Origin of the sequence: Candidatus Nitrosotenuis uzonensis, assembly GCF_000723185.1 — an archaeon.
GTDB lineage: Archaea > Thermoproteota > Nitrososphaeria > Nitrososphaerales > Nitrosopumilaceae > Nitrosotenuis > Nitrosotenuis uzonensis.
Genome location: NZ_CBTY010000011.1, coordinates 120,302 through 135,264, shown reverse-complemented (window position 1 = coordinate 135,264; position 14,963 = coordinate 120,302). Strand labels below are relative to the sequence as shown.

The window sequence follows — 14,963 nt, the reverse complement described above, 5'->3', positions numbered from 1 at the left end:
CTAACATATCATACCTTTTTTGTTGAGCGGCGCAACCAAGATAATCACCGGCGTCAAATACGCATATCTGGGAGCGTTCTTTGCGCTACTTTCAGGTCTGTTCTACCCTTTCATACAAGGTGGAACTGAAGACTATGTAGTGTTTGGCATAGCCATCCTGTTCGTCGGCTTGGCAGGGGCCATACTTGTTTACAAGGCAACAACTTCGGACAAAAAACGCGGATATTATTTTGGAATTGGATTTGGGCTAATTGCAATATCGCTTTTCTACATCTTCCAAACTACTGGAAGACCGCTTATCTAGACATCAAAGTAAAGATAAAACTCGTGCGGATGCGGCCTTATTGAAATCTCACGATGATCCTTTCTTCCAAGCTCTATTATTTTATCAATTACATCGTTTGAGAAAACTGGATTGAGGAACTTCCTGTCTGATTCTAACTCGTCTAGAGCTTCACCTAGAGTTGCAGGAACCGTCTTGATTCCCCGCTTTACGCGTTCTTCCTTTGTCATATGGTAGATGTTCTCAAGCACTGGATCACCCGGGTCCATCTTCTTTTTTATTCCATCAAGGCCAGCTGCTAGCACAGCTGAGAAAACTAGATACGGGTTTGATGACGGATCTGGAGCTCTGTACTCAAACCTTTTAAGATATGCGTATTTTTCTCCTCTAAAATGCTCTGGCACCCTTATTGCAGCTGAACGATTACTTGGACTCCACGCAATATACACTGGAGCCTCATAACCTGGAACCAGTCTGTGGTAAGAGTTCGTAGTAGGATTTGTGATTGCGCACAATGCTCTTGCGTGGTTTAGGATTCCACCGCAAAAGTATCTGCCAATCTGACTGATCTCGTCTTTTGCATCCCTGTCAAAAAATGCATTCTTGTTGTCCTTCCAGAGGCTCACGTTGGTGTGCATACCTGAGCCGGCATCCATTGAGATCGGCTTTGGCATCATAGTTGCAACCTTGCCGAATTTTTGCGCTACATTCCTTACCACATATTTGTAGGTCTGTGCGCCGTCTGCAGCGTTAGTAAGGTAATCGTATTTGATGTCTATCTCACACTGTCCTGCAGTGGCCACCTCGTGGTGGTGGTTATCGCACAAAATTCCAAAATGCTCATTTAGCATATCGACGCATTCGTTTCTAAACTCAGTTAGTGTATCTGACGGTGAGCTTGGATAGTATCCTTCCTGCAATCCCATCGGATAGCCTGTTCCCTCTTGATTCCACGGTGCCTCCTTTGACTCGATGGAATAGGACTGTCCTTTGTACGGAGTAAGGACATCCCAATGCACTTTGTCAAATACAAAAAATTCTACCTCCGGCCCCCAGTAACTGAAATCAAAGCCTTGCGTTTTCAGATATTCCTCTGCCTTTTGCGCTATTCCCCTCGGATCCCGCTCTAGTCTTCCTCTGCCTCTTCCCCAGTATATATCGCAGATGAGCCGTGCCGTCTTTTTTTCAGTTACCCACGGTATAATGGCAAACGTGTTAGGATCTGGCTTTAGCACCAGATCGGAATCATCCACACTCGTAAATCCGACTATTGAAGAGCCATCAAGCTTTGGAAGACCGTCCTTCATCTGCTCGGGCGTAAATGTGGCAGCAGAGATTGTGGTGTGGTGGTATCTCCCAACTAGGCTTGAGAACTGTAAATCGATAAACCTGATATTTTCATGTTTTATTTTTGCAAAAATCTCATCTGCAGAGTATTTGACTTGGGTTGTTTCACCGTGAATGACTTTGTATGGCAAGTTTCCCTTCATGAATACACGAAAAACCCTCGCATTTAAGGCTTAAGTCATATTGGCACCGAATCTCCACACACGGACAGTTAATACCTGTAGTGCTGGGAAGAAATCAAACTGCGTGTAAATCGTGGGGTGAAGGATTATCAACCCCCAACATCTAACAGAACTAGGACCTGCATGTCGGAAACAAAGAAAATTGATCTAAACTTGTTGTATTCCGTACTTGTCAGAGAAATTGAAAATGATCAGGTCCAAGAAATAGATCCTGACTTTTACAGAACTCTCTCAGAATATCTTGGCAAGCTAAAAAGTGAGGGATATGATGGCATTGAGAGTAAAATCAAGGCAAGACTAACAGAGCTGATAACTCAGTCTGTGACACTCTTGCTCAAGACACGCATAGAAAAAGCATCCGCCTCCGACACTCTTGATTTTACTAACCTCTTGGATGAGGAAAAATACATACTTGAATCCCAGCAGGACTTGGCAGAAAGAAAGGAGATGATACTCTCTGCCACTTTGAACGGCAGGACAAAGACGCTTCAATCCGTATCAAAAAAACACAAGACAAAGCCCGTCACGGTAAGATTCCTAAAAGACTTTGACCAATTCGTGGGCGCAGACTATACCAAATATGGTCCATATAAGGCAGAAGACATAGCAACACTTCCAAACGAAAACGCTCAGGCCCTGATCGCAAAAAACATCTCAGTAAAGATAACCATAGAAGAATAACAGATATACCGACTTTGTAACAAAAACAAGCAAATGTCTCACATAGATGTAGATGTGGTTGATTTTTTGCTGCTCACAGTATACCCAGTAGCTGCACTTTTCATAATAGAGATAATCAGCAGGGCGGCCAAGATTACAACCTGGATAAAGCTTCTCACTCAGGGTATAGTATCGATAGGATTTGCAATAGCATACGTTACGCTGATTACAGCTCATTGGCTCACCGCACTAGTATTGCTAGCGCTTGCAATCGCATTGTTCTATCAGGCAAGACTTGCAAAGATCAAACCTGGCAAATCCGTCTACTGACTATCTTCGAAAGATTTTCTTGAAAAATCCACCCTTTTGCTCTCTTACGACCTTTTTTTCGCCAAACTTTCTTGCGCGGATCGAAGTCAGCTTCACACACCGATGTTCTTCTGGCAACCTATGCTCGGCGCAAAATTCATCCTTGCAGTAATTGCATTGGAATGGCAAGTCGGTTTCGTTTCCACAATAGGCGCAGTTTACTCTTTTCACTAAATAATCTCATTTTTTTTCACTAATAAACTCTCAAATCTGCCAAAAACATAAAGCACACAAAACAACAAAATCCTCATGCTAAAAGACAAAATTGCAATTATTACTGGAGCGTCAAGCGGAATAGGATATGCTACCGCCGTAGCGTTCTCAAAAGCAGGCGCCAAGGTCGCAGTGGGTGCACGTAGAACTGACAAACTGGAATCCCTCAGAGAAGAGATCACAAAGATGGGCGGGCAAGTGCACGTCCAAAAACTCGATGTGACCAAAAGATCCGACTGTGATTCCTTTATTGATGCGGTAGTAAAAAAATGGGGTACAGTGGACATCCTAGTCAACAATGCCGGGCTAATGCCTCTGAGCTTTTTTAAGAATAGAAAACTGGATGAGTGGGATCAGATGATCGATGTGAACATCAAGGGAGTATTGTATTGTACTGCTGCTGCCATACCGCACATGCTTGCAAAAAAATCTGGCCATATCATCAACATCTCGTCTGTTGCAGGCAGGATAGTCTTTCCAGCCGGCTCCGTATACTGTGCGACAAAACACGCAGTAACGGCCTTAAGCGAAGGACTCAGACAGGAGTTCAGCCAGCGCTCAGGTATCAGGGTGACCTGCGTTGAGCCAGGAGTAGTTGCCACCGAGCTTACCAACACCATAACAGATGAATCCCTCAAGGCGTTTGTCGAATCCACAAAAAAGATGGAAGCACTTAGGGCAGAAGACATAGCTAATGCAATACTATACGCGGCCGAATCTCCAAACCATGTAAACGTCAACGAAATTCTGATCAGGCCCACCACACAAGAACGCTAATGCATCATATAGTAATACTTGGAGGAGGATTCGGAGGTCTTGCGACAGCAAATGAAATAAGAGCAAGACTGCCCGATGTGAAAATCACCATAGTTGACAAAAAAGACTATTTTATGATGGATCTTGTCAAGCTATGGATAATCAAGGGCACAAGAAAATTTGAAACCTCAAAAAAGCCGTTGAATACAATCACAAAAAAGGGAATTGATTTTGTTAACGAGCAGGTATTGGAGATTAATCCGGTATACAGAAAAGTAAAAACTAGAACAAAAGAGATCACATATGACTATCTGATCGTGGCACTTGGCGTCGAACTGGCTCCAGAAAAAATTCCTGGTCTGGCAGATAATGGACTAATCCTGTATGATCTTGAGCATGGTCCAAAAATCAGGGAGAAGATCATCTCAATAAAATCAGGCAAGATCGTATTTGCCATAACCGGCATGCCATACAAATGCCCTCCAGCCCCATTTGAAGCTGCACTGATCATAAACTCTATGCTAAAGGAAATGGGCACAAGAAATTCCATATCGATTGAATTTTACAGCGTGGGGCCAATCACACTTCCTGCTGCAGGGCCCGATGTGAGCGGACAACTTTTAGAAATGCTGGAAAAAGAGAATATCAAATTTTACGGATCATGCAAGACCGTATCTGTTGAAAAAAATAGTTTAAAGTTTGAAGACGGCAGATCGGTACAGTTTGATCTGCTGATTGCAGTCCCTCCACACAAAGCCCCAAAAGTAGTGTATGAGAGCGGTCTTGCACAGGACGGACAATTCATACAGGTAAAAAGGGATTGCAAGACACAGTTCGAGCGCGTATATGCCATTGGTGATGTGACGAACATGATGGTGACAGAAAAAATTGCGGTGCCCAAGGCCGGCATATTTGCAGAAGGGGAGGGCATCGCAGTAGCACAACAAATAGTCACACAGATAAAAAATGAAGGCACCGCCACTCCGTTTGATGGCAAGGGTGGATGCTTTGTTGAGATGGGCAATACCGCAGGATATGTTTATGTGGACATGTTTTCAGAACAAGGCCCAATCACAAGGCTTGATAGACCAGCACCCGAGCATCTGGCAGAAAAGGAACAGTTTGAGCAGGAAAGGATTCAAAAATGGCTATGACTGGGCTTTCTTCTCTCTTGCCATGTGATCCATGAGCGCCTTAAGATCGGGCTGTATGTCGTTTGCATTTTTTGCCATATCCAGCTTTTCTGGAATGCTTTTCTTAAAATCCTCAGCTTCAAGCTCAATTCTTAATTTTTCCTTGCAATCAGTATGGTTATCATCGGTTGCAGAAATCTTGTGACAAATAGAGCAGATCTTCAATGTCTATAGGTTGATCTCATAATTTAATAATTTCACGCTTTGCCTTTTCTTGAGGGGCCGTAGTCCAGCTTGGTTAAGATGCTAGCCTGGGGTGCTAGAGATCGTGGGTTCAAATCCCACCGGCCCCATTTCCTTTTGATGCAGTCAATTAATACCTCAAAAGAGGTTTTGTATTCATGTCCTGCATTTGCAGTTTGACTCGCCACACAGACAGTACACTTGAAAAGTGAATACTTTACTGCCTGACAAAACTCCGTCTGTCACATCAACATATGCCAAAAGCGTCTTCAGATTTGGAAACTCTTGGCTTATCTCCCATGAAACTGTGAATCTGCCATTGCTATCTGTGACACCTTTAAACTCTTCAAAGACGTTCTCACCGTAATCTTCAATTCGCACAAAAACACTGACACCGACAACAGGTTCGTATCTGTCTTTTACCAATACGGTAATGTTTTGTGTGGTACCGCGCCTTACTGCATTCAGACCGCTTACGCTTACATTCAGAAAAGTAGAATCCGTGACATCTGCAAACTCAATTACCCTTGTCTTTAGCAAAAACTCGATGCTGGTTAAAAATTCTGATTCGGTGATTTTCTCATCAAGCCACCACAATGCAAGATGTGATATCCATGCTGGAATTCTAGCTTGATATCCCACATAAAATACAGAATCGTGGAGTTTTTTTCCAGCATGATATGCTGTAACACTATACATACCAATCTTGGAATCATGTCTGAGAGGTATGAGTGTGGAATACGTACCGCTTTCTAGAATCGGCACAGTATACTCTGAGACTACTCCATCAGGATCCGTTACCGTCAGGCGGACGGGGCTTGTCTGACCGTACTCTGCTGACCTCCCTGTTATCTTTACGAATGCAGTCTGGCCGTAGCTTGGCAGCGTATGGGTGTTCTGATCTAGTTTTTCCTTTACGATACCCATTTTACTCAGATCAACTAGAACATGTGCAAACTCGGCATCTGTGCTCTTACCGCCAGCCCACAAGCCTATTCTATCTTTTATAGAGTCTGGAATCTCAGCTGCGGCTGACCCAATAATGCCTATTATAAACAGCATGGCCAACAACACGCTCAGAGTTCGCAAAGCAAACAAGATTTGTCCTTCTCATAATAAAGTGGTGCGACCGGCATCAGATTTTGTCAAACTGCTTAAGACTCTTCCACAAATACCATGTCGCAACCGTTCTGTACGGCCTCCACCTTTCCGCAAGCTCCTCTACCTGCTTTTCTTCTGGAATCTCCTTGAGCGAGTACAGCCTCTGTATGCCCTTCTTTAGGCCAAGGTCTCCTACCGGAAGCACATCTTCCCTTCCTAGTGAAAAGATAAGGAACATCTCAGCAGTCCAGCGCCCTATGCCTTTTACCTTTGTCAGCTCTGCAACTACCTGATCATCTGACATTTCGTGGAGTGCCTTTAGGCGCAATTCCTTTGCCTCTATTCGATTTGAGAGATCTTTGATGTATGATATCTTCATCTTTGATAGACCAGCTTTTTGCAGTTTGTAGTCTGGCGTCTTTAAAACATCGGAAGGCTTTGGATACTTTTTGTACAGGCTTCTGAATCTGCTAGAAATGGATTTTGCCGCCTTGCCAGATAACTGCTGTGTTATGATTGCCTCCACCAAAGATTCGTATGGATTTTCTATGAAAGATATCTTGTAGGTTCCGACCGATTCTATTATGTTAGCAAGCTTTGGATCCTTTTTGAGAAACTTGATTGCTCTATGTGGCATTCCGTATTTTTAGTACCCCTAATATGTTCTCAAAACTCTCTCTTGTCTGGTTTCTTTTGTATTCCCGCAAGGCGGCAATAATTTTGTTCTTTGGAGGAACAGGACATGTCTTTTGAATTATCTTGGCAAGTCCTGAGCCTATGTACAGTCCCTGCGCAGCTGATGTCACATTGGATGCCCTGCGTTCAAGGCTTGAGCTCTCAAAATCTATAATCGTCGTCTTTTTTCCCACAATCACATGCTTTGATATGTAGCTTAACTCCCCATGATCAAGGCCAATCCCATCAAGCTTCTGACAGTCCAACAAGATCTTTCTTAGTATCGATTTTAGCTGTTTTACAGCCTTCCTGCCGTGAATTTGGCCAACCCAGTCATGAATCTTGATACCATCTAAAAATTCCATCACAAGAAAATTTCTACTGCTTGCTATCATCTTAGGTCCCACGTTAACTTTGTTTGCAGCAACTAGGAAGGCAGTCTCATCAGCCATGCTCTTGCGCGGAGAGTCCGTTCTCCTTATCTTCAGCGCTACCTTCCTGCCGCCGAGTTTTGCCAGAACCACTATTCCGGTGTATCCTTTCCCAAGGACATACGTCTTGCCAATAAGCATTGGGCCTACGAACGCAACACCATCGACTTTGAGTGCCCTAAGCTCAGAGATCCGTGACCTTATTTGGGTTCTGCTTGCCTTTGGATATCCAAGAATCTGGGAATACGGCTGTTCTGCCAGCCTGCTAATTGGAAGAAAATATGGCCTCATCGGTTGAGACAAGCTCTGCGATTGCCTCTTTAATGGATTTGCTCTTAACCCTGTCACCTACTGTGATCTTGAATTCTTTGATGTCTTCTTGCAGGCCTACCGAAATCCCGGCACTCTGCAGATTCTTGCGTAGTAAATCCCTCACAAATGACTGCACGCTAGTGTAAGGTCGTTTCTGTAGCGAACATATCTTACCATCGTCATTAATCCACATCATGACGCTCTTTTTCTTGTTGGACATGACGAATTTGTCGGCATATTCGGAGACAAAGAAATCCGGCCCCACTCTCAACTTGCTATCATGAAGGGTTGGTGACTGGAGCAAGAACAGCAAAAACGCTTCATTATCACGCAGAACAAACGCAGATTTTCTTAGGACGGTAAAGCCCTCCTGATCTATTTGCGTTGCGATGGAGGCGGCTGCGCGTTTTAGCTGACCCCAGATCACATCCGGGCTACGTTTCTTGTATCTGAAGCTGATGACCAGTACGTTCCTAAGAGAACTTTTCATAAATGTATTTGGCTTTCTAGGTTTGAAAAACAGATGCGATGGCTTTCTTAAAAATGCCCTTGACAGAAGAACAAGCTTGCCCAAATTCTCAGTGGAAATTGCTGCTCCCAAGTTACGGTTAGCATCAATCGGATCGATTATCACTATCGGAGAGTCAAATTCTTTTGCCGCCTTGCCAATCACTTCGCCACACTTTAGATGTGACATTGCCTTGAGCACTCCCTCAAAAGTCCCAAAGTTTAGAATGAGCACTTCGGCAACATACCCTGAAAATCCCTGCCTTGCAATCTCCGCACCATAGATGCCATTGCACTTTAAGAACCATTTTAGAATTCTCACTTGATCCTTCATCTCATCGGTAAGCGACTGCTTCATGAATCTGGTGTGAAACGGCGAGCGGTCTGCAGAAGACTTCCAGCTACCTTCCTCCACCGCGTAACAGGGCACAAGATTGACTTTGGTATCCCCTATTTGCGCCTCGACAAACGGGTGTTCTGCATATCTGACGTACGGCATATAGTCTGCCAACGCTGCAAAGCCTATCTTCTTGCCCACCTCCGCAAACTCTTTTTCACTTACATCAGTTCTGAACTTTATGAAAATGTCAATGTCTGCCCTTTCCGGAAGCCAAGTTCCCTTTGCAAAAGATCCGCCAAGCTCTATTCCTATTACTTGAGAATACTCTGCAGTTTCCCGGCTTACTAAATCTATAACCTTACTTACCAACTTGTCCTTTCGGGCCTGCAGGCTTTTTGCTGGAACTACCTTCTTTTTGATCTGATTTAGCACGTGGTTCATTTTGCATGTATCACTTCCAAGTCAGAGTAAATCGGCCCCTGTGGGGTAAGAACGCTCCGCTTTAATTTAATCTCGGATACACGCTGTGTTCCAAAATTGATTTTAGCACAACTTGATATGCGTTCAGTTACATCTAGGGCTCTACCTTTGATTCTAAAAATCGTTGCATGCGGTTTGAACGGCTTGTCAGCCTTGAAGCCCAGCACGGCAAGTCTCTCCTCGACTGATTTTGCAAGGCGTATTAGCTCATCACTTCCTTCCTTGATGCCGACCCATATCACGCGTGCAAATCGGGGTTTTGGAAATGCCCCAACTCCCTCAAAATTTATGACGAACGGAGAAAACTCTATTGTCTTCAACCGTTCTGCCACCTTGGCTGCCATTTCTTCTGTAATCTCGCCAAGAAACAATAATGTAAAGTGCACGTTTTGTGTATCTACTGCCTTGGCTTCAATTTTAATTTCGTTTTGCACGTTTTTTATGGAATCCAAAATCTTACCGTCGGTTATCTCTACTGCAACAAAAGCTCGCATATTACAATCAGCCAAGCTCCTCTTACATGGTTTTCGGTACCTTCATAGAGTAGACAAAAAAAGTCACTGCGATGCCAAAGCTAATTGTATGCCTCACTGGAATGCCTGGAGCAGGCAAGTCTACCATAGCCGCCGGCCTGGAAAAAAAGGGATTCACCAGCATCAATATGGGCGACGCTGTGCGTGCTGAAGCAAAAAGAAGGAACATTGATCCCAGCGGGCAGAATCTTGGAAAACTCATGCTTGAACTGCGGGAAAAGAACGGACAGGGGGCCGTAGCAGAATTGATAAAAGACAAAATTGTAAACTCCAAGTCTGACGTGGTTGTAATTGACGGTGTCAGATCCAACGCAGAGATCGAAGTTCTGAAAAAAATTACTCAGGTCAAACTGCTTGCCATTCATGCCTCAACAGATACAAGATTTGGATTTCTTAGTACGCGAAAAAGGTCAGACGATCCTTCTGACAGGAAAATGTTTGATGAAAGGGATAATCGAGAAATCGGCGTCGGCATATCGGCCTCAATAGCACTTGCAGACGAGACAATATCTAACAACAATCTTTCTATTGATCAGCTTGTCGACACGGCATACCAGATAATAAAAAAGTGGCTCAAATGATTCCGCAGGTCGACTGCACGGTAGAGGTGGTTTGCCAGATAAATCCATCCGAGGATCCACAGAAAATCCGGCAGTCCATCTCAAACATCTTAGACGCATTTGAGCTTGAACTTGACAAATATTCTGCAAGGGCAACATCAGACCAAGCAGAATCTCTTGCCAAGATACGTGAATCCATACATAACCACCACTCACAGCGCGTTTACTCGAAATTTCTTAACAACAATCTTGAGGGTGATTCCACGTGGTTTTATCTAAACAAACAGGCTGCATTTGCAAACTCAATAGCGTTGTGCGAGCGAGACAACGAATCCCCACTGGGGCCAATCAAAGTTACGGTTAGCTCAGAGAACATAGAGCGCATAATAGAGTGGCTCACTTCTTAGTCAGCTTTTTTTCCTAGTTGCTCAGCGAAAGTGAATTTGCGCACTTTTATGATTTTCAGTAGATTAGGCATGGTTGATAAAAAAAATACTCGTATTGGGCCTCATTATTGCAGCAGCCAGTGCTCTTGTATATTCCCAATTTGGCAGCACTGTTGACAAATATCTTCCAGTTAGCGCAGTTGCCCAAGATCTTGATAGCCTCAAGGACACAACAACGTCCCGAGTTAACCATGAGATAGACAAAACAGTTGACACCGTAGGCAGCAAGATAGAGCAGATCAAGCCTGCAGCAGAGGAGATAAACCCGATAAAAAAGATTGAAGAGAAGATAACCATGCCTGAACCGAAAACATACCGTGGTCAGGTATATGAAAAAAATCAAGATCAATCATGTAAAATCTCCGTGCCAAAGCTTGCAAGGACTGTTAACGGAATCAAGGAACTCACTTACACCATCACGCTTCCGGACTGCCAGTTTGAAAAGCATCAACCGGTTCAGATCACACAGACCCCAAATTCTGGATACCTGTCCTCATCACAACCATCTGATGCAACATCATTTACGGTCACAGCCATGCCTTCCTCACAGATATTTGACACGTTACAGCTAAAGACCGTGCGCAATATGGACAACACAGTATCAATACAATATGAAGACACATCAGGCAAGACGCTCAAAGTGACGGTAAACCTGAGAAACTCTGAGAAACAGCTATTCTCCGGCGAGTTCTTTGCATCAAAGTTTGACACAAACGTAAACGACGTATCTAACAGCCCGCACATCATAGAGATGATAGTGGAACACGCAGATTATGGAACGGTATACTCTTCAGTGTTCAATCCACAGGGCAACGAGCAGACCACAATTAATGGTGTATTTACCAAATAATCACTTAAAGAGGGATACAAGTTGCGGCAGAATGGCTGCCGAAGTCTGCCTCAATGACAAGTCCATCTCGTCTGACATCACGGTTCTCTCAGGATTTACCTCAATTAGAGTTGCCCCATTCTGTTTTGCGTAGAAGGGAAGTGAATTTGCAGGTGAGACTAGGAGCGAGGTTCCTGCAATCACCATAACATCACAGCTTTGTGCATGCATTATTGCGTCAGCCCAGACATGCTGTGGCAGGGGCTCTCCAAACCAGACTACGTCTGGCCTGAGTATGCTCCCACAAACGCATTTTGGAGGAAGAACATCAAATCCCGATGTGATGTTTTCTACAAAAGTGCATGCAGTGCACTTGATTCGTATTATGCTTCCGTGCAGCTCGTAGACATTCCTGCTTCCTGCCCGCTGGTGCAGGCCGTCAATATTTTGCGTGAGAACAATTACCTCCTTATATTTTGCAAGCTCTGCAATTGCAGTATGGCCTGCATTAGGTCTGGCTGCAAGTATGGTCCTTCTCCTGTCCTCGTACCACTCCCAGACTAGTTTGGGATTTTCATAAAATGCCTCTATTGTTGCAAGCTGCATAGGATCATATCTTCTCCAGTATCCGTCCTTGCCCCTGAAAGTAGAGATTCCGCTTTCTTGTGATATGCCGGCACCTGTCACGAAAACAATCTTTTCCGCGTCTTTGATTTTTGCGGCCACCGAACCGAACATGCTATCTTATTTCAACTTCCAGAAGATCCTTTGCCGCAATAACGGAACCGTGCACTGTTCTTGCCTCAGCTAGAAGATCTGACTCATCCCTGTACCTTGCTGAAAAATGAGTCAAGATCAGATTCTTTACGTTTGCGTTTCTTGCAAGAATGGCAGCTTCCTTGGCAGTAGAATGACCAGTTTCCACTGCCTTATCCTTGAGGTTGTCCGAAAACGTACTGTCAAAGCTTAGATAATCGCAGTTCTCAAAAAATTTCTCAAGCTTGCTTGTTGGCCTAGTATCGCCAGATACACCAATTCTTCTTCCAGGTCTCCTCTGGCCGACCACCTGGGATGGATTTATTGTTTTGTCTTTGAGCTTGACTTCTTTACCCATCTGAAGATCGTGCCAGAGAGGACCCTCTGGGATGCCAAGTGCCTTTGCCTTTTGAAGGTCAAATTTGCCCGGCCTTTCCTTTTCCTCAAACAAGTAGGAAAACGCCGGAGTCGTATGTTCTGCTTCCTCGCAGTAAACACAGTATGTCTTTTCCTCGCAGACAAGGCCTCTTTTCACTGCCGTAATAATTACTGAAAAAGACAATCCAAAATTTAATGACTTTATGTTGTTTGCAATAAATTCTTCTATACCATCAGGGCCGTAGATTTCCATATTCTCTGTTCTGTGTTGTAGTGTCATTGTCTGAAGTAGACCTAGAATGCCTATGCAGTGGTCCCCGTGCATATGAGTTACGAATATCTTCATTTTTTTATTCCAACCTAGCCCTGATTTCAGAAAGGCAACTTGCGCACCCTCGCCAGCATCAAACATGAGTATCTCGCCGTCCTTTTCAATGCATGTGCACGAAAGTCCCCGCCTTTCTGTTGGTTGGGCTGCCGAAGTCCCCAGCATCACGAGCTTCATTTTACCAAAATCATCCTTGTCAGACTCTTGTGCCTGTATATTTCATATTTTTTTGTTAGCTTTATCTTCAGATTCTTGTCAAGTCCCTTTTTGCACATTATCACAAATTTCTTCTGTTTTGGGAGCTTGGTAAAAAAATCCTCTACCAGTTTCTGCGGCGGCTCTGATGTCTTGGAGGCAGTTCCATACGGAAGGTCTGTTACTATGCCATCAAACCTGTCCTTTATCTGAAGCATATAGTCGTAATTTTCGTTGAATATGTGTGGTTCATAGTTGTTTGCTGCAAGATTCTCCTCTGAGATCCTGCACATTCTCTTGTCAAAGTCAATGCCTATTGCGTTTATGCCCATGGATCTGGCCTCCAGCAATGTGGTTCCCGTACCGCAGAATGGATCGCACACTGTTTCGCCCTCCCTAATCCTTGCCAAGTTTATCATGGCACGTGTTAATTTCCAGTCAAGCTCGTGGTGGAACTTGATCTCTTTTTTCGGACGCGGTTCCCCGTTGAGCCTGTTTGAGAAGCCAAAAAAGTTTTCCTCATCCGTGAATATCAGATAAATTATCATGCTGGGGTTTTCCAAGGATACCTTTGCATTGCAAAATGTTACTACCATGTTTCCAAGCGAGCGTTCTATTTCTGGAACATCGATTGGTTTTTCTGAGAGATTGATTGCCTTACACATGAACGTATTGGCGCCGAAAAGCACCGAATAGTTTCTCTCATCAAAGAATACGTTTGACATCTTTCTTATTAGCTGGCCGGCAGTCTTGACAAATGCAGCCCGCCTTGCGATCTTCTCCCAAGGAGTCTTTGACTGTATGATGACAAGATTGGAGATCACCTTTACCTTTGAGAATCTATCATACATCTTTGCCAAAGTGATCACCTCGTCGGTTGCAAGATCCGGATATTCTTTTGATACTATGAAAAAGCTTTCCGGCATCTAGATTGCCTTTGCTATTATTCCTGCCACATCGACAGCTGCCGTCTTTCTAGGAATCGTATTAGTAGAAACGATCTGAGTAACGCCAGCCTTTCGCATCTTTCTTTCCGCATCACCGATAAGCAGAGCATGAGTGCATGCGACAAAAACCCTGCGACATTTTTGTTTTTTTAGAAACTCTGTTGCCTTTACTATGCTTCCTCCAGTGCTTATCATATCGTCCACCAGAATCAAATCGCGTCCACGGACATCGTCCAGCTCTGATGTAATTATGCGTACTTTGCCGTTCCTTCGGTCGCGCTGTTTTTTAAGCGCAATGTATTTTGTGCCATAAAATCCTGCAAAGATCTCTGCCCTTTTTGCCCCGCCTGAATCTGGAGAGACAACCAACGGGTCCTTTAGGTGCATCTTTTTGAAATATCTTGCAAGCTCTTCGATCGCAGAAACATTTCTGATTGGAATCTTAAAGTGTTTCATGCCCATCTGGCTGTGAATGTCTACCACAATCATCTTTGATGCCCCAGCCGCCTTGAGCAGGTCAGCTATTACCGACAGCGTTACAACCTCACCAGCAAGGAATTCTCGGTCCTGCCTTGCATATCCAAGATATGGTATTACAGCCGTAATTTGGTTTGAGTACTCGCTTGCCTTTGAAATCAACGCCAGCGTGTAAACAAGATTAGAGTCTACTGGCGGATAGGTAGAGTTTACAACTATTATTTTTCCACTCTTTGGTTTACCAAGAAGTGTGATCTTGCCCTCCCCATCAGGAAACACACGAAGACTCGAGCCGACAAAGCCGGCCTTTAGCTTTCTGGCCAGCCTTCTTGCAAGATCTCCAGAAGCATTCCCACCAATCACCGTTACGTTTGACAACAAATCAACCAACTAAGGGGGATTCTTAAATTTTGATGAGTACTGAGAAATCATCCATACAAAAGATACGCGCGCGTTAAATACAAAAATCACATTTTGGATAT

General features: G+C 44.1%; 20 protein-coding genes and 1 tRNA gene. 9 read left to right on the top strand and 12 right to left on the bottom strand.

Annotation, left to right across the window (positions count from 1 at the left end; translation table 11 throughout):
* Window positions 1–22 precede the first annotated feature (22 nt).
* The gene (locus NITUZ_RS08985) at window positions 23–304 is read left to right on the top strand and encodes a hypothetical protein (protein ID WP_320409009.1); all 282 of its coding nucleotides are present in this window, start codon (window positions 23–25) and stop codon (window positions 302–304) included.
* Here the strand turns inward: NITUZ_RS08985 and glnA are convergent.
* Complete coding sequence (glnA, locus tag NITUZ_RS08980; RefSeq protein ID WP_177309493.1) at window positions 301–1,773, bottom strand: type I glutamate--ammonia ligase; 1,473 nt, start codon at window positions 1,771–1,773, stop codon at window positions 301–303. The genes NITUZ_RS08985 and glnA overlap by 4 nt on opposite strands.
* Before the next feature lie 162 nt (window positions 1,774–1,935).
* Here glnA and NITUZ_RS08975 point away from each other — a divergent pair, with 162 nt between their 5' ends.
* Both NITUZ_RS08975 and NITUZ_RS08970 read left to right on the top strand, forming a co-directional pair.
* Window positions 1,936–2,493 carry a DNA replication complex subunit Gins51 gene (locus NITUZ_RS08975; RefSeq protein ID WP_048197253.1) on the top strand — a complete coding sequence of 186 codons (558 nt, stop codon included), beginning with the start codon at window positions 1,936–1,938 and terminating at the stop codon, window positions 2,491–2,493.
* A 33-nt stretch (window positions 2,494–2,526) separates the two neighbouring features.
* Entirely contained in the window at window positions 2,527–2,802 is a 276-nt protein-coding gene (locus tag NITUZ_RS08970) for a hypothetical protein (protein ID WP_048197252.1), read from the top strand.
* On the opposite strand, the gene NITUZ_RS08965 is transcribed toward NITUZ_RS08970, so the two are convergent.
* Window positions 2,803–3,012 (bottom strand): AN1-type zinc finger domain-containing protein, encoded by a 210-nt coding sequence (locus NITUZ_RS08965; protein WP_048197251.1) that lies wholly within the window; start codon window positions 3,010–3,012, stop codon window positions 2,803–2,805.
* A gap of 78 nt (window positions 3,013–3,090) precedes the next feature.
* On the opposite strand from NITUZ_RS08965, the gene NITUZ_RS08960 reads away from it, so the two are divergent.
* Together NITUZ_RS08960 and NITUZ_RS08955 are read left to right on the top strand one after the other, a co-directional pair.
* The gene (locus tag NITUZ_RS08960) at window positions 3,091–3,831 is read left to right on the top strand and encodes an SDR family oxidoreductase (RefSeq protein WP_048197250.1); all 741 of its coding nucleotides are present in this window, start codon (window positions 3,091–3,093) and stop codon (window positions 3,829–3,831) included.
* Window positions 3,831–4,964: an NAD(P)/FAD-dependent oxidoreductase gene (locus NITUZ_RS08955; protein ID WP_048197249.1), complete on the top strand. Its 1,134-nt coding sequence runs from the start codon at window positions 3,831–3,833 to the stop codon at window positions 4,962–4,964. The genes NITUZ_RS08960 and NITUZ_RS08955 overlap by 1 nt, the downstream gene beginning before the upstream one ends.
* Here the strand turns inward: NITUZ_RS08955 and NITUZ_RS08950 are convergent.
* Window positions 4,959–5,168 (bottom strand): hypothetical protein, encoded by a 210-nt coding sequence (locus tag NITUZ_RS08950; RefSeq protein ID WP_048197248.1) that lies wholly within the window; start codon window positions 5,166–5,168, stop codon window positions 4,959–4,961. The genes NITUZ_RS08955 and NITUZ_RS08950 overlap by 6 nt on opposite strands.
* Before the next feature lie 53 nt (window positions 5,169–5,221).
* Here NITUZ_RS08950 and NITUZ_RS08945 point away from each other — a divergent pair.
* Window positions 5,222–5,296, top strand: a tRNA-Pro gene (locus NITUZ_RS08945).
* Window positions 5,297–5,342: 46 nt separating this feature from the next.
* Here the strand turns inward: NITUZ_RS08945 and NITUZ_RS08940 are convergent.
* From NITUZ_RS08940 to thpR, 5 genes are all read right to left on the bottom strand, one after another.
* A complete protein-coding gene (locus tag NITUZ_RS08940) occupies window positions 5,343–6,248 on the bottom strand; it encodes a hypothetical protein (RefSeq protein WP_155991567.1) in 906 nt (301 codons plus the stop codon).
* 73 nt (window positions 6,249–6,321) lie between these two features.
* The gene (locus tag NITUZ_RS08935; RefSeq protein WP_048197246.1) at window positions 6,322–6,924 is read right to left on the bottom strand and encodes a DNA-3-methyladenine glycosylase family protein; all 603 of its coding nucleotides are present in this window, start codon (window positions 6,922–6,924) and stop codon (window positions 6,322–6,324) included.
* Entirely contained in the window at window positions 6,914–7,684 is a 771-nt protein-coding gene (locus tag NITUZ_RS08930; RefSeq protein ID WP_048197245.1) for a serine/threonine protein kinase, read from the bottom strand. The genes NITUZ_RS08935 and NITUZ_RS08930 overlap by 11 nt, the downstream gene beginning before the upstream one ends.
* Window positions 7,659–8,993 carry a CCA tRNA nucleotidyltransferase gene (gene cca, locus NITUZ_RS08925; protein ID WP_048197244.1) on the bottom strand — a complete coding sequence of 445 codons (1,335 nt, stop codon included), beginning with the start codon at window positions 8,991–8,993 and terminating at the stop codon, window positions 7,659–7,661. The genes NITUZ_RS08930 and cca overlap by 26 nt, the downstream gene beginning before the upstream one ends.
* Complete coding sequence (gene thpR, locus NITUZ_RS08920; protein WP_320409008.1) at window positions 8,990–9,541, bottom strand: RNA 2',3'-cyclic phosphodiesterase; 552 nt, start codon at window positions 9,539–9,541, stop codon at window positions 8,990–8,992. The genes cca and thpR overlap by 4 nt, the downstream gene beginning before the upstream one ends.
* 56 nt (window positions 9,542–9,597) lie before the next feature.
* On the opposite strand from thpR, the gene NITUZ_RS08915 reads away from it, so the two are divergent.
* From NITUZ_RS08915 to NITUZ_RS09760, 3 genes are all read left to right on the top strand, one after another.
* On the top strand, window positions 9,598–10,146 hold the full coding sequence (locus NITUZ_RS08915) for an AAA family ATPase (RefSeq protein ID WP_048197242.1): 549 nt from the start codon (window positions 9,598–9,600) through the stop codon (window positions 10,144–10,146).
* A complete protein-coding gene (locus tag NITUZ_RS08910) occupies window positions 10,143–10,532 on the top strand; it encodes an RNA-binding domain-containing protein (RefSeq protein ID WP_048197241.1) in 390 nt (129 codons plus the stop codon). Before NITUZ_RS08915 ends, NITUZ_RS08910 begins: the two co-directional genes overlap by 4 nt.
* Window positions 10,533–10,605: 73 nt before the next feature.
* Window positions 10,606–11,421 carry a hypothetical protein gene (locus tag NITUZ_RS09760; protein ID WP_052370157.1) on the top strand — a complete coding sequence of 272 codons (816 nt, stop codon included), beginning with the start codon at window positions 10,606–10,608 and terminating at the stop codon, window positions 11,419–11,421.
* Here NITUZ_RS09760 and NITUZ_RS08900 read toward each other — a convergent pair whose 3' ends face one another.
* The 4 genes from NITUZ_RS08900 to NITUZ_RS08885 are packed head-to-tail and all read right to left on the bottom strand — an operon-like array spanning window position 11,422 to window position 14,859.
* Window positions 11,422–12,138: an SIR2 family NAD-dependent protein deacylase gene (locus NITUZ_RS08900; protein ID WP_048197240.1), complete on the bottom strand. Its 717-nt coding sequence runs from the start codon at window positions 12,136–12,138 to the stop codon at window positions 11,422–11,424.
* A 1-nt stretch (window position 12,139) separates the two neighbouring features.
* The gene (rnz, locus tag NITUZ_RS08895; protein ID WP_048197239.1) at window positions 12,140–13,039 is read right to left on the bottom strand and encodes a ribonuclease Z; all 900 of its coding nucleotides are present in this window, start codon (window positions 13,037–13,039) and stop codon (window positions 12,140–12,142) included.
* Window positions 13,036–13,983, bottom strand: coding sequence for a DNA methyltransferase (locus NITUZ_RS08890; protein WP_048197238.1), 948 nt, complete (start codon window positions 13,981–13,983; stop codon window positions 13,036–13,038). The genes rnz and NITUZ_RS08890 overlap by 4 nt, the downstream gene beginning before the upstream one ends.
* The gene (locus NITUZ_RS08885) at window positions 13,984–14,859 is read right to left on the bottom strand and encodes a ribose-phosphate diphosphokinase (protein ID WP_048197237.1); all 876 of its coding nucleotides are present in this window, start codon (window positions 14,857–14,859) and stop codon (window positions 13,984–13,986) included.
* Between the last annotated feature and the right edge of the window lie 104 nt (window positions 14,860–14,963).

Coding starts and splice junctions, on each gene's coding strand:
- NITUZ_RS08900 (WP_048197240.1), bottom strand. CDS start 12,138: ATGTTCGGTTCGGTGGCCGCAAAAATCAAAGACGCGGAAAAGATTGTT.
- cca (WP_048197244.1), bottom strand. CDS start 8,993: ATGAACCACGTGCTAAATCAGATCAAAAAGAAGGTAGTTCCAGCAAAA.
- NITUZ_RS08915 (WP_048197242.1), top strand. CDS start 9,598: ATGCCAAAGCTAATTGTATGCCTCACTGGAATGCCTGGAGCAGGCAAG.
- NITUZ_RS08930 (WP_048197245.1), bottom strand. CDS start 7,684: ATGAGGCCATATTTTCTTCCAATTAGCAGGCTGGCAGAACAGCCGTAT.
- NITUZ_RS08940 (WP_155991567.1), bottom strand. CDS start 6,248: ATGCTGTTTATAATAGGCATTATTGGGTCAGCCGCAGCTGAGATTCCA.
- NITUZ_RS08935 (WP_048197246.1), bottom strand. CDS start 6,924: ATGCCACATAGAGCAATCAAGTTTCTCAAAAAGGATCCAAAGCTTGCT.
- NITUZ_RS08960 (WP_048197250.1), top strand. CDS start 3,091: ATGCTAAAAGACAAAATTGCAATTATTACTGGAGCGTCAAGCGGAATA.
- NITUZ_RS08910 (WP_048197241.1), top strand. CDS start 10,143: ATGATTCCGCAGGTCGACTGCACGGTAGAGGTGGTTTGCCAGATAAAT.
- NITUZ_RS08955 (WP_048197249.1), top strand. CDS start 3,831: ATGCATCATATAGTAATACTTGGAGGAGGATTCGGAGGTCTTGCGACA.
- NITUZ_RS08975 (WP_048197253.1), top strand. CDS start 1,936: ATGTCGGAAACAAAGAAAATTGATCTAAACTTGTTGTATTCCGTACTT.
- rnz (WP_048197239.1), bottom strand. CDS start 13,039: ATGAAGCTCGTGATGCTGGGGACTTCGGCAGCCCAACCAACAGAAAGG.
- glnA (WP_177309493.1), bottom strand. CDS start 1,773: ATGAAGGGAAACTTGCCATACAAAGTCATTCACGGTGAAACAACCCAA.
- NITUZ_RS08970 (WP_048197252.1), top strand. CDS start 2,527: ATGTCTCACATAGATGTAGATGTGGTTGATTTTTTGCTGCTCACAGTA.
- NITUZ_RS08890 (WP_048197238.1), bottom strand. CDS start 13,983: ATGCCGGAAAGCTTTTTCATAGTATCAAAAGAATATCCGGATCTTGCA.